The 16,225-nt window shown below is 60.4% G+C and carries 16 protein-coding genes; 8 read left to right on the top strand and 8 right to left on the bottom strand.

Annotation, left to right across the window (positions count from 1 at the left end):
• Positions 1-134 precede the first annotated feature (134 nt).
• The gene (gene lpxO / locus AP059_RS09125) at positions 135-1,034 is read left to right on the top strand and encodes a lipid A hydroxylase LpxO (protein WP_059762934.1); all 900 of its coding nucleotides are present in this window, start codon (positions 135-137) and stop codon (positions 1,032-1,034) included.
• A 58-nt stretch (positions 1,035-1,092) separates the two neighbouring features.
• On the opposite strand, the gene copD is transcribed toward lpxO, so the two are convergent.
• Positions 1,093-1,941 (bottom strand): copper homeostasis membrane protein CopD, encoded by an 849-nt coding sequence (gene copD / locus AP059_RS09130; RefSeq protein WP_059762935.1) that lies wholly within the window; start codon positions 1,939-1,941, stop codon positions 1,093-1,095.
• A gap of 4 nt (positions 1,942-1,945) precedes the next feature.
• A complete protein-coding gene (copC, locus tag AP059_RS09135; RefSeq protein WP_059763063.1) occupies positions 1,946-2,320 on the bottom strand; it encodes a copper homeostasis periplasmic binding protein CopC in 375 nt (124 codons plus the stop codon).
• A 109-nt stretch (positions 2,321-2,429) separates the two neighbouring features.
• On the opposite strand from copC, the gene AP059_RS09140 reads away from it, so the two are divergent.
• Entirely contained in the window at positions 2,430-2,975 is a 546-nt protein-coding gene (locus AP059_RS09140) for a histidine phosphatase family protein (RefSeq protein WP_059762936.1), read from the top strand.
• A 6-nt stretch (positions 2,976-2,981) separates the two neighbouring features.
• Here the strand turns inward: AP059_RS09140 and bkdR are convergent, their stop codons facing one another.
• Positions 2,982-3,470, bottom strand: coding sequence for a Bkd operon transcriptional regulator BkdR (gene bkdR / locus AP059_RS09145; RefSeq protein ID WP_048366117.1), 489 nt, complete (start codon positions 3,468-3,470; stop codon positions 2,982-2,984).
• 206 nt (positions 3,471-3,676) lie between these two features.
• Here bkdR and AP059_RS09150 point away from each other — a divergent pair, with 206 nt between their 5' ends.
• Genes AP059_RS09150 through lpdA form a run of 4 tightly spaced genes read left to right on the top strand, consistent with a single transcriptional unit; the run spans position 3,677 to position 8,653 of the window.
• Positions 3,677-4,912, top strand: a complete 1,236-nt coding sequence (locus AP059_RS09150; protein ID WP_059762937.1) for a 3-methyl-2-oxobutanoate dehydrogenase (2-methylpropanoyl-transferring) subunit alpha — start codon at positions 3,677-3,679, stop codon at positions 4,910-4,912.
• A 4-nt stretch (positions 4,913-4,916) separates the two neighbouring features.
• Entirely contained in the window at positions 4,917-5,972 is a 1,056-nt protein-coding gene (locus tag AP059_RS09155; protein WP_048366119.1) for an alpha-ketoacid dehydrogenase subunit beta, read from the top strand.
• Positions 5,973-7,262 (top strand): dihydrolipoamide acetyltransferase family protein, encoded by a 1,290-nt coding sequence (locus AP059_RS09160; protein ID WP_059762938.1) that lies wholly within the window; start codon positions 5,973-5,975, stop codon positions 7,260-7,262.
• Between the two features lie 2 nt (positions 7,263-7,264).
• Positions 7,265-8,653, top strand: a complete 1,389-nt coding sequence (gene lpdA, locus AP059_RS09165; RefSeq protein WP_059762939.1) for a dihydrolipoyl dehydrogenase — start codon at positions 7,265-7,267, stop codon at positions 8,651-8,653.
• 63 nt (positions 8,654-8,716) lie between these two features.
• Here lpdA and AP059_RS09170 read toward each other — a convergent pair whose 3' ends face one another.
• A complete protein-coding gene (locus AP059_RS09170) occupies positions 8,717-10,360 on the bottom strand; it encodes an ABC1 kinase family protein (protein WP_059762940.1) in 1,644 nt (547 codons plus the stop codon).
• A gap of 184 nt (positions 10,361-10,544) precedes the next feature.
• Here AP059_RS09170 and AP059_RS09175 point away from each other — a divergent pair, with 184 nt between their 5' ends.
• Both AP059_RS09175 and AP059_RS09180 read left to right on the top strand, forming a co-directional pair.
• Positions 10,545-11,930 (top strand): nucleobase:cation symporter-2 family protein, encoded by a 1,386-nt coding sequence (locus AP059_RS09175; RefSeq protein WP_059762941.1) that lies wholly within the window; start codon positions 10,545-10,547, stop codon positions 11,928-11,930.
• A gap of 153 nt (positions 11,931-12,083) precedes the next feature.
• On the top strand, positions 12,084-12,344 hold the full coding sequence (locus AP059_RS09180) for a helix-turn-helix domain-containing protein (RefSeq protein WP_059762942.1): 261 nt from the start codon (positions 12,084-12,086) through the stop codon (positions 12,342-12,344).
• Between the two features lie 3 nt (positions 12,345-12,347).
• On the opposite strand, the gene AP059_RS09185 is transcribed toward AP059_RS09180, so the two are convergent.
• Genes AP059_RS09185 through AP059_RS09200 form a run of 4 tightly spaced genes read right to left on the bottom strand, consistent with a single transcriptional unit; the run spans position 12,348 to position 16,195 of the window.
• The gene (locus tag AP059_RS09185) at positions 12,348-13,106 is read right to left on the bottom strand and encodes an ABC transporter permease (protein ID WP_048366188.1); all 759 of its coding nucleotides are present in this window, start codon (positions 13,104-13,106) and stop codon (positions 12,348-12,350) included.
• An 8-nt stretch (positions 13,107-13,114) separates the two neighbouring features.
• Entirely contained in the window at positions 13,115-14,314 is a 1,200-nt protein-coding gene (locus tag AP059_RS09190; RefSeq protein ID WP_059762943.1) for an ABC transporter substrate-binding protein, read from the bottom strand.
• A complete protein-coding gene (locus tag AP059_RS09195) occupies positions 14,280-15,128 on the bottom strand; it encodes an ABC transporter ATP-binding protein (protein ID WP_059762944.1) in 849 nt (282 codons plus the stop codon). The genes AP059_RS09190 and AP059_RS09195 overlap by 35 nt, the downstream gene beginning before the upstream one ends.
• The gene (locus tag AP059_RS09200; RefSeq protein WP_059762945.1) at positions 15,125-16,195 is read right to left on the bottom strand and encodes an acyl-CoA dehydrogenase family protein; all 1,071 of its coding nucleotides are present in this window, start codon (positions 16,193-16,195) and stop codon (positions 15,125-15,127) included. Before AP059_RS09200 ends, AP059_RS09195 begins: the two co-directional genes overlap by 4 nt.
• Between the last annotated feature and the right edge of the window lie 30 nt (positions 16,196-16,225).

The raw sequence follows: 16,225 nt of genomic DNA on the forward strand, positions 1-16,225 counted from the left end.
AAATGCCCAAAGGGCTGTTTTAACCTTACCCATTGGCTTACCTCCTGCGACACCTGTGCCCGGTAAATCTTCAAGATTTCGGGCCAATTGCGTGCACGCGGGACGGCGTTTTCTCTCGACTTGTGACGATACTTTTGAAACTCATCATTATTGCTGTTTACGTTTTGTCCATCGCGTATGTCCACCTGCGGGGCAAGGTTCGGCATAAGCTGGGCCGTCAATTAAGCGACCACTCCACCTTTCTGGCGCCCATCAACTGCTTCCTGTATCTGTTCTCCAAAGTGCCCAGCCAGCCGTACTTAAAACCGGCGGACTTTCCCGAACTGAACGTGTTGCAAGCACATTGGCAAGAGATTCGCGAGGAAGCGCGCCAACTGATGCACGCGGGCGAGATCAAGCGCTCCGAAACCCCCAACGACGTCGGCTTCAACTCGTTTTTCAAAACTGGCTGGAAGCGTTTCTACCTCAAATGGTATGGCGACAATCACCCTTCTGCCGTCGAGTTATGCCCCCGCACCATCGAACTGCTCAACGGCATCGGCTCCATCAAGGCTGCAATGTTTGCCGAGCTGCCTGCGGGTTCAAAGCTGGTGCGCCACCGCGACCCGTATGCGGGTTCCTTGCGCTACCACTTGGGTCTGGATACGCCCAACGATCCGGGCTGCTACATCAATGTGGACGGCCAGAATTATTACTGGCGTGATGGCGAAGGGGTGATGTTCGACGAAACGTTCATCCATTACGCCGAGAACAAAACCGACAAAAACCGCATCATTTTGTTCTGCGACATTGAACGCCCGATGCAGTACCGCTGGGCGGCAGCATTTAACCAATGGTTCAGCCGCACGGTGATGGCATCCGCCAGCTCACCGAATGACGCGAACGACAAAATCGGCGGGCTTAATCGTGCCTTTACCAAACTGTACAAAATTCGTTTACGCGGCAAAGAACTGAAAAAACGCAATCGCACGCGTTACTACCTGGAAAAATGGGCCATTTTCGCCGGTTTGCTGGCTTTATTCCTGTTGATCTGATGCAGGCACAGCAGTTGAGTCACCGTGCAGGCGCTGCCGCAGGCTGCGATCTAATGCTTCAGATCACCAGCGGCGGCAACGTCCCCAGCAACGACACGGCAGCCACACCCGCCAGCCCAAGCAACCCTTCCACCAGCACGCTGCGGCGCAAGACCCTGGTATGACCCGCACGGCTCATCAACAGGTTGAACAGCGCCAGCCCCAGCATCGCCACCACCACCAGCACCTTGATCAACAGGATCAAGGCGAAACCGTTAAACAACGGCGTCGGCCAAAACTTCCCCGTGAGCACACGGGTATTGACCAGGCCTGTGAACACGATCGCAGCCACCAGCACACCACCCATTTGGCTAAAGCGCCACAGCAGCCGCTGCACATTCACCTCGCCGGGGTGTTTGAGGACCAGCCATAACACCAGCAAACCGCCCAACCAAGCGCCCACGCCCGTCAGGTGTATCGCTTGATTGAGCATGAGCAATTGCCCCTGCCAACCGTCGAGCATGGCGCCATGCCCAACCGGGGCCAGGGTGATGAGCAACAAAAAACCGAGCAGGCAACGAATCCGCAGCTGAACGCGAGCGTACATAGCCGTGACTAACAGGCCACTGAACAGTAAATGCGCGGCCCACACCTGACCGAAAAAGGTGCTGCCCAGTACCAGCCACAACGTCGAAGGTTGCACGGTGTCTGACCAACTGCCTGCCATTGCTTGCGTGGTCAGCAATAACCAACAGACTGCGCTGGCCAGCGCCACACAGGCCAGTACGCGGCAGACCGTGAGCAACGCCTGATCAACCGCCCTGCTCACCGCACGGCCTGGCAGCAGACACCGAAAGGCACTGGCGCCAAACATCAGCAGCACCGCGGCAAAATGCACAAAACGGCACACCACCATCGGGTCAGGCATCAACTCACTGACTCACGGTGAAACGGTACTGCCCCTCGCTTTTGTGCGTATCAACCGACACGGCATGCCACTTCACTTGATAGTCACCGGGTGCTAACGGCGCGGCCGGGGTCACGATCAATACTTTTTTGTCCGTGGGTTCGGTCTTGACGCTGCTCACGGGAACAGGTGCTGCATCGCGACTGATCACAACCTTGGTAAACGCCTGCTCGACCCCTTCGGTGAATTGCAGGCGCAGCTGCGCAGGGCTGGCAACGGTGCTGTCCGCCGCGGGCGTCGACTGTTCGAGATGAGCATGGGCAAACGCAGTCCCCGCGCTGGCCATCAGCGCCAGCAGGGCCGTGGCATTGAAAAGTTTTTTCAGCAGAGTGACCGGCATGACAATGTCCTTGAATTGGAAATACGCGGTCATAATACGCGCCTAAGCTCGATTGAGGAGCTGCGCTGCCCACACTGATCGCCTGATCATAATCCACAGGTTTTTACCCATGCCCATTCGTCTCAGCTTTGTATGCCACGCCCGCACGCAGGCCCAGCGCCTGGGACGCTTTGCACTGGATGAACCGGCAGAAGCCAAAAGCCTGGAAAAAGCCACGCAAATGGCCGCTGTTTTGAAGAAGCCCGTGCGTATCCTGTGCGCGCCGGAAATCCGTGCGTTGCAAACAGCACACGCGTTGGGCGGCGAGATTGAAATCGTACCCGCACTGGAGGATTACGATTTCGGCGATTGGAAAGGCCAGAGCCTTACAGACCTGCAAGAGAGCATCCCGCACGTGCTGGCTGACTGGCTCAGCAACCCCAATGCTGCGCCGCACAATGGCGAATCGGTTCAGGATTTGTGCCTGCGCGTGGGCAACTGGCTCGACACGTTTGGCGAAGACGGCCATTTCGCCGTGGTCACTCACCCGTTCGTGATACGCGCCGCCCTCCTGCATGCCTTGGCCGCCAGCACCGCGTCCTTCAACCTGATCGACATTGAGCCGCTGGCCATCGTCGACCTGCGTTTTAACGGGCGCTGGCGACTGCGGTTCTGATCCGCCCTACTCCTCCAGCACCAACCCGCCCGCCGGTAAGGGCAGTGCCGTTTTATAGCGCACTTGCTTAAGGGCGAAGCTGGAGCGGATGTTGGCCACGCCCGGCACTTTAGTCAGAAAGTCCATCATGAAGCGCTCCAGCGCCTGAATGCTCGGCACCAATACCCGGATCAGATAGTCGGGGTCGCCCGCCATCAAATAGCACTCCATCACTTCGGGCCGGTCCGAGATCGCCGCCTCGAAATGCTGGAGCGCTTCCTCGACCTGTTTTTCCAGGCTCACATGGATAAACACATTGACGTGCAAGCCCAGCATGTCGGCGTCAAGCAAGGTGACTTGTTCGCGAATCAAGCCACGTTCTTCCATCGCCTTGACCCGGTTAAAGCACGGGGTGGGCGACAAGTTGACCGAGCGCGCAAGGTCCGCATTGGTGATGCGCGCGTTCTCCTGAAGGCGATTGAGAATCCCGATATCCGTTCGATCTAGCTTACGCATGAGACAAAACTACCTGTTTTTTATGTTTATGCAGAATTCTTATCCTTAATCACTACAAAGCACAACGAACTACAGATAAATAATCTTCACTGTCCGGAATATGATTGTTGTAGGACAAGATCTGCGGGATTCCCGCCAAGTTCTTGCATGCATTACCTAGCTCCCGCGCCCTAATAATCACGACAAGATCGAGCGTAGAGAAAGCCATGAATCAAGACTATGCACCACTGCGCCTGCACGTTCCCGAACCCTCTGGCCGTCCAGGCTGCAAAACCGACTTCAGCTACCTTCGCCTGACCGACGCCGGTCTGGTGCGCAAGCCCCCTATCGACGTAGAACCGGCTGACACCGCTGACCTGGCCAAAGGCTTGATCCGCGTGCTTGACGATCAGGGCCAAGCCCTTGGGCCGTGGGCCGAAGGCGTGAGCAGCGAGGTGCTGCGGGCCGGGATGCGCGCCATGCTCAAAACGCGAATATTCGACACGCGCATGGTGGTCGCCCAGCGGCAGAAAAAAATGTCGTTCTATATGCAAAGCCTTGGCGAAGAAGCCATCGGTAGCGCGCAGGCCCTGGCCTTGAACATCGACGACATGTGCTTCCCCACCTACCGCCAGCAAAGCATCTTGATGGCCCGCGACGTGCCGCTGGTGGACCTGATCTGCCAGCTGCTGTCCAACGAACGCGACCCGCTCAAAGGCCGCCAGTTGCCCATCATGTATTCGGTGCGCGATTACGGTTTTTTCAGTATTTCCGGCAACCTGGCCACGCAATTCATGCAGGCCGTGGGCTGGGGCATGGCGTCGGCAATCAAGGGCGATACCAAAATTGCTTCGGCCTGGATCGGTGACGGCGCCACCGCCGAGTCCGACTTTCACACCGCCCTCACGTTCGCCCACGTTTACCGTGCCCCGGTCATCCTCAACGTGGTGAACAACCAATGGGCGATCTCGACCTTTCAGGCCATTGCCGGTGGCGAGTCCACTACCTTTGCCGGACGTGGCGTGGGCTGTGGCATTGCGTCATTGCGCGTGGACGGCAACGACTTCATCGCCGTCTATGCGGCATCGGTGTGGGCCGCAGAGCGCGCACGCCGCAATCTGGGCCCGACGCTGATCGAATGGGTTACCTATCGCGCTGGCCCGCACTCCACCTCTGACGATCCTTCCAAGTACCGGCCAGCCGATGACTGGAACCACTTCCCGCTGGGTGATCCGATTGTTCGCCTCAAACAGCACCTGATTGCCACAGGCAACTGGTCTGAGGAGGAGCACCTCGCCGTCAGCGCAGAACTGGAAGCCGAAATCATCGGCGCACAAAAAGAAGCCGAGCGTTTCGGCACGTTGGCGGGCGGGCAAATGCCCAGCGCGGCGACCATCTTTGAGGACGTGTACAAAGACATGCCCGAGCACCTGCGCCGCCAACGTCAGCAATTGGGGTTATAACCAGATGAACGACAACAATAAAATTCAGATGGAGAACGCCGTGAGCACCAGCACCATGACGATGATCCAGGCCCTGCGCTCGGCGATGGATGTGATGCTTGAGCGCGACGACAACGTGGTGGTGTTTGGCCAGGACGTGGGCTATTTCGGCGGCGTATTTCGTTGCACCGAAGGCCTGCAAGCCAAATACGGCAGCTCACGGGTGTTCGATGCGCCGATCTCCGAAAGCGGCATTGTCGGCGCAGCGGTCGGCATGGGGGCCTATGGTTTGCGCCCGGTGGCCGAGATCCAGTTTGCCGACTACTTCTACCCCGCCTCTGACCAGATCGTGTCTGAAGCCGCCCGCCTGCGTTACCGCTCGGCCGGTGAGTTCATTGCCCCGATGACCCTGCGCATGCCCTGCGGCGGCGGCATCTACGGCGGTCAGACCCACAGCCAAAGCCCCGAAGCGATGTTCACCCAGGTGTGCGGCCTGCGCACCGTAATGCCGTCCAACCCTTATGACGCCAAGGGCCTGTTGATCGCCTCTATCGAAAACGATGACCCGGTGATCTTTCTCGAACCCAAACGCCTCTACAACGGCCCGTTCGATGGCCACCACGAACGCCCGGTCACGCCGTGGTCCAAACACGCCGCCAGCCTGGTACCCGACGGCTACTACACGGTGCCACTGGACTGCGCCGCGATTGTGCGCCCCGGTACTGAAGTCACCATCCTGACCTACGGCACCACGGTGTATGTGGCGCAAGTGGCCGCCGAAGAAACCGGCATTGACGCTGAAGTCATCGACCTGCGAAGCCTGTGGCCGCTGGACCTGGACGCCATCGTCAGCTCCGTGAAAAAGACCCGCCGTTGCGTCGTCGTGCACGAAGCCACCCGCACCTGCGGCTTTGGCGCCGAGCTGATCGCACTGGTTCAAGAGCACTGCTTCCACTACCTGGAAGCGCCAATCGAACGTGTGACGGGTTGGGACACACCCTACCCGCACGCACAAGAGTGGGCCTATTTCCCCGGCCCGGCGCGAGTGGGTGCGGCTTTGCAACGGGTTATGGAGGTCTGAATGGGTACGCACGTTATCAAGATGCCGGACATTGGCGAAGGCATTGCGCAAGTTGAATTGGTGGAATGGTTTGTCAAAGTCGGGGACATGGTCAGCGAAGACCAGGTGGTTGCCGATGTCATGACCGACAAGGCCACGGTAGACATCCCCTCCCCTGTGGCAGGCAAGGTACTGGCGCTGGGCGGCCAGCCCGGCGAAGTGATGGCCGTGGGCAGCGAGTTGATCCGCATCGAAGTCGAAGGCGCGGGCAACCTGCGTGAACCCGCGCACCCGGCGGCTGAACCGGCCCCGGCTGGCGCACCGAAAGCGGCGCCACAAGCCCGCGTGGAAGTTGCCAGTGTGGCAGCTGCGGCCGCCAAAGCCGCGCCAGCCTGCGCCCCGGCTGCTCGCCCGGCGCCGGTGGCACGCGAAGCCAACGAACGCCCGCTCGCCTCGCCTGCGGTGCGTAAACGCGCTTGGGATGCAGGCATTGAGCTGCGTTTTGTGATCGGCAGCGGCCCCGCAGGTCGGGTCTTGCACGATGACCTTGAGGCGTATTTGGCGCAGGACGCCAGCCCCGGCCAGACACCGGCCAGCGGTTACGCCAAGCGCAATGATGAACAGCAGATCCCGGTTATCGGCCTGCGGCGTAAAATTGCCCAACGCATGCAAGACGCCAAGCGCCGCGCCGCGCATTTCAGTTACGTCGAGGAAGTCGACGTCACGGCCCTTGAAGAACTGCGCGCCCAGCTCAATCAGAAATGGGGTGACACGCGCGGCAAACTGACCCTGCTGCCGTTTCTGGCCCGCGCCATTGTCGTGGCGCTGCGCGATTTCCCGCAGATCAACGTGCGCTACGACGACGAAGCGCAGCTCATCACCCGTTTTGGCGCGGTGCACCTGGGCGTCGCGGCGCAGAGCGACAACGGTTTGATGGTGCCCGTGGTGCGCCACGCCGAAAGCCTGACGCTGTGGGGCGCCGCGGATGAAATCACGCGTCTGGCCAGCGCCGTGCGCACCGGCAAAGCGAGCCGCGAAGAGCTGTCGGGTTCGACCATCACCCTGACCAGCCTCGGTGCGTTGGGCGGTATTGTCAGCACCCCGGTGGTCAACTTGCCTGAAGTCGCAATCATTGGCGTTAACCGTATCGTCGAGCGCCCGGTGGTGGTTAAAGGCCAAATCGTGATACGCAAAATGATGAACCTCTCCAGCTCCTTCGACCATCGCGTAGTCGACGGCATGGACGCGGCGCAATTTATTCAGGCCATGCGTGGCTTGCTCGAACAACCTGCCACCTTGTTTGTGGAGTGACCATGCTGCCAACTCAACACACCACGCTGCTGATTATCGGCGGCGGCCCCGGCGGCTATGTAGCGGCGATTCGCGCTGGCCAGTTGGGCATCCCGACGGTGCTGATCGAAGGCCAGTCGCTGGGCGGCACCTGCCTGAATGTCGGGTGCATTCCGTCCAAGGCGCTGATTCACGTCGCCGAACAGTTCCACACCACTCAGCGCTACAGCGGCAACAGTTCGCCACTGGGCATTAAAACCGCTGCGCCAAGCCTGGACATTGCGCAGAGCGTGCAGTGGAAAAACGGCATCGTTGACCGCCTGACCACGGGAGTCGGCGCCTTGCTGAAAAAGCATGGGGTCAAGGTCATTCATGGCTGGGCCAATATTCTGGATGGCAAAGCGGTCGAGGTGGACGGCCAGCGCATTGAGTGCGAGCACTTGTTGCTGGCCACCGGTTCAACCTCTGTCGAGCTGGCGATGCTGCCCATTGGCGGCGCGATCATTTCGTCCACCGAGGCCCTGAACCCTGACGCGATCCCCAAACGCCTGACCGTGGTGGGTGCGGGCTACATCGGCCTGGAACTGGGCATTGCTTATCGCAAGTTGGGCGCCGAAGTCACTGTGGTGGAAGCGCGTGAGCGCATCCTGCCCACTTATGACATGGAGCTGACGCAACCTGTCGCTGAGTCCCTCAAGGCGCTGGGCATCACCGTGTACCTGGAACACAGCGTCGAAGGCTTCCAGGCCAGCACGCGTACCTTGTCGATGCGCAATCGCCAGGGCGAAAGCCAGACACTGGAAACCGATCAAGTGCTGGTGGCCGTCGGGCGCCGTCCGCGGACCCGGGGTTTTAACCTTGAAACGTTGGCGTTGACCATGAACGGTGCGGCCATTGGCGTCGACAGTCGCTGCCAGACCAGCATGCGCAACGTATGGGCGATTGGTGATGTGACCGGGGAGCCGATGCTGGCTCACCGTGCGATGGCGCAAGGCGAAATGGTCGCTGAAATCATCGCGGGCAAACACCGCGAATTCAGCCCTGTGGCGATTGCAGCGGTGTGCTTTACCGACCCTGAAATCGTGGTAGTGGGCAAAACCCCGACCGAGGCCCAAGCCGCCGGGCTGGATTGTTTGAGCGCCAGCTTTCCGTTTGCCGCCAATGGCCGGGCCATGTCGCTGGAATCCAAAACCGGCTTCGTGCGGGTTGTCGCGCGGCGTGACAATCACCTGATTGTGGGCTGGCAAGCCGTGGGGGTTGGGGTCTCGGAATTGTCGACGGCGTTTGGCCAGTCGCTGGAAATGGGGGCCTGCCTGGAAGACATCGCGGGCACCATTCACGCGCACCCCACCTTGGGCGAGGCGGTGCAAGAAGCAGCCTTGCGGGCGCTGGGGCATGCGTTGCACGTGTAAACGCCACACACTCGCAGACTGCGCGCTTTTAATGGTTGAAAAACGCGCAGCCTGCGGGGCTTGTCAGCCTTTGAAGAGGCTCCACAAAAACGCCAGCAGGCCGCCCAGCGTGGCAAGCCCGGCCAACCAGCCAATGGCCGACAAGCCATGCCACACCGGCCCTGCCGCCGCGATTTGCGGGCCAAAAGCGATTAATAGCGCGCTGATCAGCAGCGCCAGCGAGAGCCGCGTAGAAGCCAGACGTAACGAACGCTCCAGCTTTTCAATGCCTGGCATGTCGACCTTCAGATCCAGCACGCCGTGCTTGAGGCGATGCACCAGCAACCGGGTCAGTTTAGGCAAGTCGCCCAACACCCCGCGCCCAAGCTCCAACCCTTCAATGCCAAAGCGTTTGGCGACCTTCCAGCTCACTTGCTCGCGCAGCATTTTCTCGACCGCAGGCTTGGCCGCCGCTACCAGGTCCAGTTCAGGGTCGAGCCGGGTCAATACGCCGTCAGCGGTGATCAAGGCTTTGAACAACACCAAAAGATCGGGGGGCAACATGAGGCGATGTTCACGCATCAAGTCGAGAAAGTCCGTGATCAGCGCGCTCATTTTCAACGCCCGCCCGGTGTGGCGCGCCATGTACTCACGCGCAGCGCGTTCAATGTGAGTCAGGTCCTGCACCCGCTCACCGCTCCAGTCGATCAACACCCCAATCAGCGCCTCGGTGCTGCCCTCGGTCAGGGCGCGCATAAAGGTCATGACCTCAAAACGTCGACGCTCATCGAGGCGCCCAACCATGCCCAAATCGATGAAACCCACACGGTTATCGCTCATCGCCCGTAAATTGCCGGGGTGCGGGTCGCCATGAAACAGGCCATCTTCGAGCAGCATCTTGATAAACGCGCGCGCACCGCGTTGCGCCAGCAGCCCTGGATCAAGCCCCTGGGCTATCAACGCTTCGCGCTCCAGCGGCGTGAAGCTGGGCAAGAACTGCTGCACCAACAATCGCTGGCTGCTGTAGGCCCAGTAGATACGCGGGATGACGATATTCGGGTCACCCGCAAAGTTATGCGCCAGGTTCTCGCCATGCTGGCCTTCCTGAGTGAAGTCCAGCTCCTCCAGCATCGCCCGCGCCAATTGGCGCACCATCTGTCGAGGCTGGTAGACGGCCAGCGCTTCATTTTGCTCAATCAACTGGGCGACGCTTTCCAGCAATTGCAGATCGGCCGTCATCGTGGCGCGCAGCCCCGGCCGCTGCACTTTGACCACCACCTGATCGCCGTTCAACAAACGCGCGCGGTACACCTGCGCCATCGAAGCGGCCGCCAGCGGCTGGGTGTCAAATTCGGCAAATACGCGGTCAAGGTCGCAGCCCAAATCGTCCAGCACCTGGGCCTGCAATTCGGCCCAGGGCAAGGTCGCAGCGTTGCTGTGCAACGCTTGCAGCTCTGATACCCACTCGGGCGGCAGGATGTCGCTGCGACTGGCCAAAATCTGCCCGCACTTGATAAACGTTGGCCCCAACGCTTCGAGCGCCATGCGCAGCCGTTGCGCCGTGCTGGCGGGCAGCCCGTCACCCGGCTCGGCCGCGGCGGCGTCATTGAGCAAGCGCCCCAGCCCCAAACGCAGCAGCACGTCCTGCGCGCCAAAGCGCACCAGCGTGGCCACGATCTGATGAATACGGCGGTGATGCTTCAAGGCGGTCCAGGTGGGTTCAAGCATGGGCACACGTCCTTGGGTCAGGGATTGAAAGAGCCGGGGCGGCGCTTTCTCCGACCGCGCAGGGCGCAAAACATTCGCATGATTAAAGTCCCCACGGGGCTCAATGCCAAGCCTGCGCAAGCAAACGCTGTGCGTGATGGCCCAAGACCAGTAGAATCGCGCTCTTTTTTCCAGGGCGCTCGCCATGACCTCTCCCAAAACGCCGCTTGAAGCCGAGTCCCAGAACAGCGATCTGGTCTTTGGTCTTGAAGACCGCCCCAAGCCGTGGATCGGCTTTCTGGCGGCCCTGCAACACCTGCTCGCTATCATCGTGCCCATCGTCACCCCCGGCCTGCTGATCTGTCAGGCGCTGGGCGTGTCGAGCCGTGACACCAACCTGATTGTCTCGATGTCGCTGGTGATTTCCGGCATCGCGACGTTCGTACAGTGCAAGCGGTTCGGCCCGTTTGGTGCCGGATTGCTGATCGTGCAAGGCACCAGTTTCAACTTTGTCGGCCCGCTGATTGCGGGTGGCGCGCTAATGGTTCAGCAAGGCACGCCGGTTGAAAGCGTGATGGCGGCGATTTTTGGTGTGGTGATTGCCGGCTCGTTCGTCGAGATGGGGATCTCGCGCGTACTGCCTTTTGTGAAACGCATGATCACCCCGCTGGTTACCGGCATCGTGGTGCTGATGATTGGCCTGACCCTGATTAAAGTCGGCCTGATCAGCATGGGCGGCGGCTTCACAGCGATGGGCAACGGCACTTTCGCCAATGGCGAAAACTTGATGCTGTCGGGCGTGGTGCTGGCGATTATCGTCATCCTCAACCGCATCCCGCTGGTGTGGATGCGCAGTTGCGCCATTGTCATTGCGCTGGCGGTCGGCTACGCACTGGCAGGCTATCTGGGGCGACTGGACTTCACCGGCATGCACCAGGCCGAACTGTTTCAGGTCCCGGTGCCGCTGCATTTTGGTTTGGGCTTCTCGTGGGCCTTGTTCATTCCGATGCTGGTGATTTACCTCGTCACCTCGCTTGAGGCGATTGGCGATGTGACGGCGACCAGTAAAGTGTCGCGCCAGCCCGTGGAAGGCCCGGTGTGGATGCAGCGGATCAAGGGCGGCGTGTTGGTCAACGGTGCCAACTCGCTACTGGCCGGTATTTTCAATACCTTCCCCAGCTCGATCTTTGCGCAAAACAACGGGGTGATTCAGCTGACCGGTATTGCCAGTCGCCACATTGGGGTGTGGATTGCTGCCATGTTGATTTTGCTGGGGCTGTTGCCCAGCGTGGCCGGGGCCATTCAGGCGGTGCCTGAACCCGTGCTTGGCGGTGCGGCAATGGTGATGTTTGGCGCGGTGGCCGCCTCTGGCATCAACATTCTGGCCAGCACCACGCTGGACCGACGCGCGTTGCTGATTATTGCGGTGTCGCTGGCCCTGGGCCTTGGCGTGTCGCAAGTGCCCGAGTTCCTGGCACACATGCCGGCGGCATTGCGCAACGTGCTTGAATCGGGCGTGGCCACAGGCGGTATCTGCGCGTTGTTGCTGAACTGGTTTTTGCCTGAAGCCGAGAAAAAAACCGGCGCGTGAGCCAAGACCCGCGGCAGGATCTGTCAGCCAGAGCCTGCCGCGGCCTGTCACCGTTGATACTGAGCTGCGTGCCCATCGTCACATCAAGCTTTTCCCTGGTTGCGACTTGGATTACTCTTTCAGCCTCTCTGAATGCCTCGGACAGGCTACGACATGAGTACCTACGGTAAACGCCTGCAAGAAGAACGCTTACGCCTGGGCCTGACACAAAAGCAGCTGGCGCTGGCCGGTGGGGTGGGTCGCCACGCTCAGAGTTTTTATGAGCGCGACCTGCGCCTGCCCAGGGCACATTATCTGGCGGCGATCACCCTGGTCGGGATTGACGTGCTGTACATCCTGACCAACCGCCACACCGAGCACTTGGCTCCAGCGCCCACCCTAGCCTGCGGGAACGGACAGCTCAGCGAAAACTGACCGTCACCCCGCATGCGCCCAACGCCGATGCAGCCCTCGGGCAAATGCATCCAGCGCAAATCCCAATACCCCGATCAACACCACCATGGCCATCAGTTCCGAATAGGCCAGGCGATCGCGGGTGTCGAGGATGAAATAGCCCAATCCGGCACTGACACCGAGCATTTCGCACGGCACCAGCACGATCCACAAAATGCCGATTGAAAGCCGCACTCCGGTCAACACGTGGCCCACCACACCGGGCAGGATGACCCGACGTAAGGTTTCCCAGCGCGTGGCGCTCAAGCTGCGGCTCAGTTGCAGCCAGCGCGGATCAAGCGCACGCACACCGGCAACGGTGTTGAGCACAATCGGCCACACTGCCGCGAAGGTCAGCAAGAAGTAGATCGGCTGATCGCCCACGCCCATCAACATCACCACCACCGGCATCCATGACAACGGCGAAATCATGCGCAAAAACTGAAAAGCAGGTGTGGTGGCGGCTTCCAGGTTGCGTGAGCCACCAATCAACAGCCCCAATGGCACACCCATCAGCAATGCCATCAGCAGACTGATGACAATCCGTTTCAGACTCACCCATACGTTTTCGTACAGCTGCGCGCTGCCCAGCAGCTCAAACAGACTGGCAAAGGTGGCTTGCGGTGAAAAACGCGCGGCCAAGGCTTGCCCACTGCCCAGCACCTCGACGCCCAGCCACCAGGCCAATAACAGGCTCAGCAGCCCTGCACTGCCGAGCCACCACTGACGTTTACGTGAGGGAATCAACGCCTTCAAAAGCCAAACTCCTCGGTGCGCTCAAAGCTGTCTGGCAAACCAAACGCCTTCAGGCCGCCCACTGCGCCAATACTGTTTTTGACGAAGCGATCGTCCACCAGATCAGCGGCCACGTGCTTGGGATCGAGCGCTGCCAAAAATTGATTGTCGCCCTGGATCAAGGTGCTCTTGAGGCGCGTGACCAGTTCTTCGGTGTAGCTGGGGAACGGATAAGGCTGGAAATCAATGCGCTGCTCATTCCAGCTCACCTGCTGGATGGCGCCATCGGCCTCATAGCCTGCGCGCTCGCTGATCGCAGGTGCCAGCACGCGCTGCAACACACTGCTGCTGTGCGGGGTGTAGCGGTTATTGCCGTCCTTGGCCAGCAACTGGGCGGCCTCAGCGCGGTTATCACGCGTCCACAGTTGCGCCTTGACGATCGCATTGACCACTTTTTGCGACCACTCGGGGCGATTATTCAAATCGTGCTCGTGCATGAACACCACGCAGCATGCGTGGTTGCGCCACAGGTCGCCGGTAAAACGCTGCACACGGCCCACCTTCAAGTCCTCGGCCAAGGCATTGAACGGTTCGGCCACGATATAACCGGCTATCCGTTGGGTCGCCAGTGCGGGCGGCATGTCGGAGGGCGGCATCACCACCAGGTTCACTTCATTGGCCGCTAAGGAGCTGCCCACCGCACGCGTGACCGGTTGCAAACCGTTGTCACGAAACAGCTGCTGCACCACAACGTTGTGAATCGAATACCAAAACGGGATGGCGATGGATTGCCCGCCCAATTGCTTGACGTCGCTAATGTGCGGCGCCACGGTCAGACCCGAGCCACCGACGTGGTTCCAGGCCACCACTTTGGCCGGCACTTTGCTGCCATAGCGTGCCCATACCGTCATCGGCGACAGCAAATGGATCACGTTGACTTGCCCAGAGATGAACGCTTCGATCACCTGCGCCCAGCTGCGCAGCAGCACCGGGCGCTCGGCCTTGATCCCTTGCTCCTCGAACAGCCCGTTGTTGTGGGCCACCAGCAACGGCGTGGCGTCGGTAATCGGCAGGTAGCCAATGCGCACCGGGGCATCGGGCTCTGCCGCGGCACGCGCTTGTAAGCTGGCGAGCAGCGGCAATGCACCGGCAGCCGTCAGCATGGCGCTGAGTTTTAAAATGTCACGCCGTGTGTGAGTGAAGTCGTCCAGGCACATGTGCAAGCTCCAGCGAATCGGGCAAAGGTTCAGTAACAGGGTCAGGGGTGCGGCTCGCCCGCCGAAGGGTTTTAAGGATCTCAATGCGCAGCGCGCCCAGCTCATCAATCCGGTCTGCGCGCGGCTGCGCCAAATCGATGCGCCACTCACCCACCGTGTGCGCCGGGCTGTGTCCCAGTAGCAGTATCCGGTCGCTGAGCAACAAGGCTTCATCAATATCGTGCGTGATCAGCAAGGCCGCGGTGTTGTGCCGCGCAATCACGCTCAACAACAATTGCTGCATGTCGGCACGGGTGATCTCGTCTAGCGCGCCAAACGGTTCGTCGAGTAACAGCACTTGCGGTTGACGCGCCAGACAGCGCGCCAATGCAACACGCTGCGCCATGCCGCCCGACAATTGCGCCGGGTAGTGGCCCGTCGCGTGTTGCAGCCCCACTTCAGCAATCGCCTGTTCGACCCGCGCCTTACGTTCAGCCGCCGCCACTTTTGGCTGACGCGCGAAATCCAGACCGAACGCGACATTGTTTTGGAGGTTCAACCACGGCAATAAACTGGGGTCCTGGAAGGCCACCGCTACGCGCGGGTGCGGCGAAGTGACAGCCTCTCCCAGCAGGCTGACACTGCCCGAGTGCGGGGTTTGCAAACCCGCCAATACCCGCAACAGACTGGACTTGCCCACCCCGCTCGGCCCCAGTACCGACACCACTTCACCCGGCACCAGTTGCACGTCAAACCCTTCGAGCACCGATTGCCAGCCGTGCTCGCCGGCATAGCCCACGGTGATGTTGCGCGCCTCAAGCAGCAGCGTACTCATTGCGCACTGACCTGAGCCTGGCGTAACAGCTCGGCGCGTAACTGCACCAGGCTTGGGGTCACAATCGGGACGAAGGCCGACTCGCGCCAGCGCCGCGCAAACGCGCTGCCGTGGGCACATAAATAGGCTTTGCCACCGCTGGCTTGCAGCTCCAATTGCACCGCGCTGGCCGTGGCTTCAGCCAACGCAATGCGGATGTTGAACAAGGCGGCAGGGTCGGCCAGAAAACGCCCGTCCAGCAGCCCTGCTTTCAGCGCCTGCACCTGTGCCTCTAATTGTGCTTGCTGCTCGTGCAGCAACCCGAGCAACGCAGAACGCGGGCCTTGCAGGTGAGACTCGGCTTCTTGCAACGAACGCCTGGCCAAACCAATCGACAAGCCGCACTGCAACCCTAAAAACGCCGGGCGTACAGCCGGTAAAAACTGCTTGGCGTTGTCGTGCAACAACCACTGTTCATTGACCTGCACATCCTTGAAATCGAGCGCCGCAGTGTTGCTCGACTGCAACCCCATCAGTTCCAGATCATCCGAACGCTGCAAACCGGGCAATGCATCAGCAATCGCCAGCACAAACGGCGCACCGCCCTCTTCACGCTCAATGGCGGCGGCCACCACAAATCCGCTTTTGCGTAAATTGGTGACCCAGTGCAAACGACCATTGAGCGCCCAGCCATTGGCCTCGGCGCGGGCCCGCACTTGCAAAGACTCGATCCCCGAAAGGAATTTCATCGCATTGGACAGCCCGGTGGCCCCAGCCAATTGGCCACTCAGCAATGGGGGCAACAGGCGCTCACGCAAGCCGCTGTTCGGGCTGTGCAGCAAGTATTCGATAAAGGCACGCTGGCCCCATAACACGAACGCCGAGGCCAGCGAATGACTGGCCACATTGGCCATGACCTCCAGCGCGTCAGCCAGGTTGCCACCCGTACCGCCCAGTTGCGTATTGATCCCGACCCGTAACACATTGGCCGATGCCAACTGCGACAGAACGTGTTGCGGATCACTGTGCCCGAGGTCGAGCGCCTCAGCTTCGGCATCCAGCCAATGACTCAATACAGGGTCAAGCATGTCGATTTCTCCTTTAAATCGGGACCGTCG

The organism is Pseudomonas sp. TAA207, assembly GCF_001529285.1.
In the GTDB taxonomy this organism is placed as follows: Bacteria; Pseudomonadota; Gammaproteobacteria; order Pseudomonadales; family Pseudomonadaceae; genus Aquipseudomonas; species Aquipseudomonas weihenstephanensis.

Coding starts and splice junctions, on each gene's coding strand:
- AP059_RS09200 (WP_059762945.1), bottom strand. CDS start 16,195: ATGCTTGACCCTGTATTGAGTCATTGGCTGGATGCCGAAGCTGAGGCG.
- copC (WP_059763063.1), bottom strand. CDS start 2,320: ATGCCGGTCACTCTGCTGAAAAAACTTTTCAATGCCACGGCCCTGCTG.
- AP059_RS09140 (WP_059762936.1), top strand. CDS start 2,430: ATGCCCATTCGTCTCAGCTTTGTATGCCACGCCCGCACGCAGGCCCAG.
- AP059_RS09195 (WP_059762944.1), bottom strand. CDS start 15,128: ATGAGTACGCTGCTGCTTGAGGCGCGCAACATCACCGTGGGCTATGCC.
- AP059_RS09190 (WP_059762943.1), bottom strand. CDS start 14,314: ATGTGCCTGGACGACTTCACTCACACACGGCGTGACATTTTAAAACTC.
- AP059_RS09150 (WP_059762937.1), top strand. CDS start 3,677: ATGAATCAAGACTATGCACCACTGCGCCTGCACGTTCCCGAACCCTCT.
- copD (WP_059762935.1), bottom strand. CDS start 1,941: ATGCCTGACCCGATGGTGGTGTGCCGTTTTGTGCATTTTGCCGCGGTG.
- AP059_RS09170 (WP_059762940.1), bottom strand. CDS start 10,360: ATGCTTGAACCCACCTGGACCGCCTTGAAGCATCACCGCCGTATTCAT.
- AP059_RS09155 (WP_048366119.1), top strand. CDS start 4,917: ATGAACGACAACAATAAAATTCAGATGGAGAACGCCGTGAGCACCAGC.
- bkdR (WP_048366117.1), bottom strand. CDS start 3,470: ATGCGTAAGCTAGATCGAACGGATATCGGGATTCTCAATCGCCTTCAG.
- AP059_RS09175 (WP_059762941.1), top strand. CDS start 10,545: ATGACCTCTCCCAAAACGCCGCTTGAAGCCGAGTCCCAGAACAGCGAT.
- lpdA (WP_059762939.1), top strand. CDS start 7,265: ATGCTGCCAACTCAACACACCACGCTGCTGATTATCGGCGGCGGCCCC.
- AP059_RS09180 (WP_059762942.1), top strand. CDS start 12,084: ATGAGTACCTACGGTAAACGCCTGCAAGAAGAACGCTTACGCCTGGGC.
- AP059_RS09160 (WP_059762938.1), top strand. CDS start 5,973: ATGGGTACGCACGTTATCAAGATGCCGGACATTGGCGAAGGCATTGCG.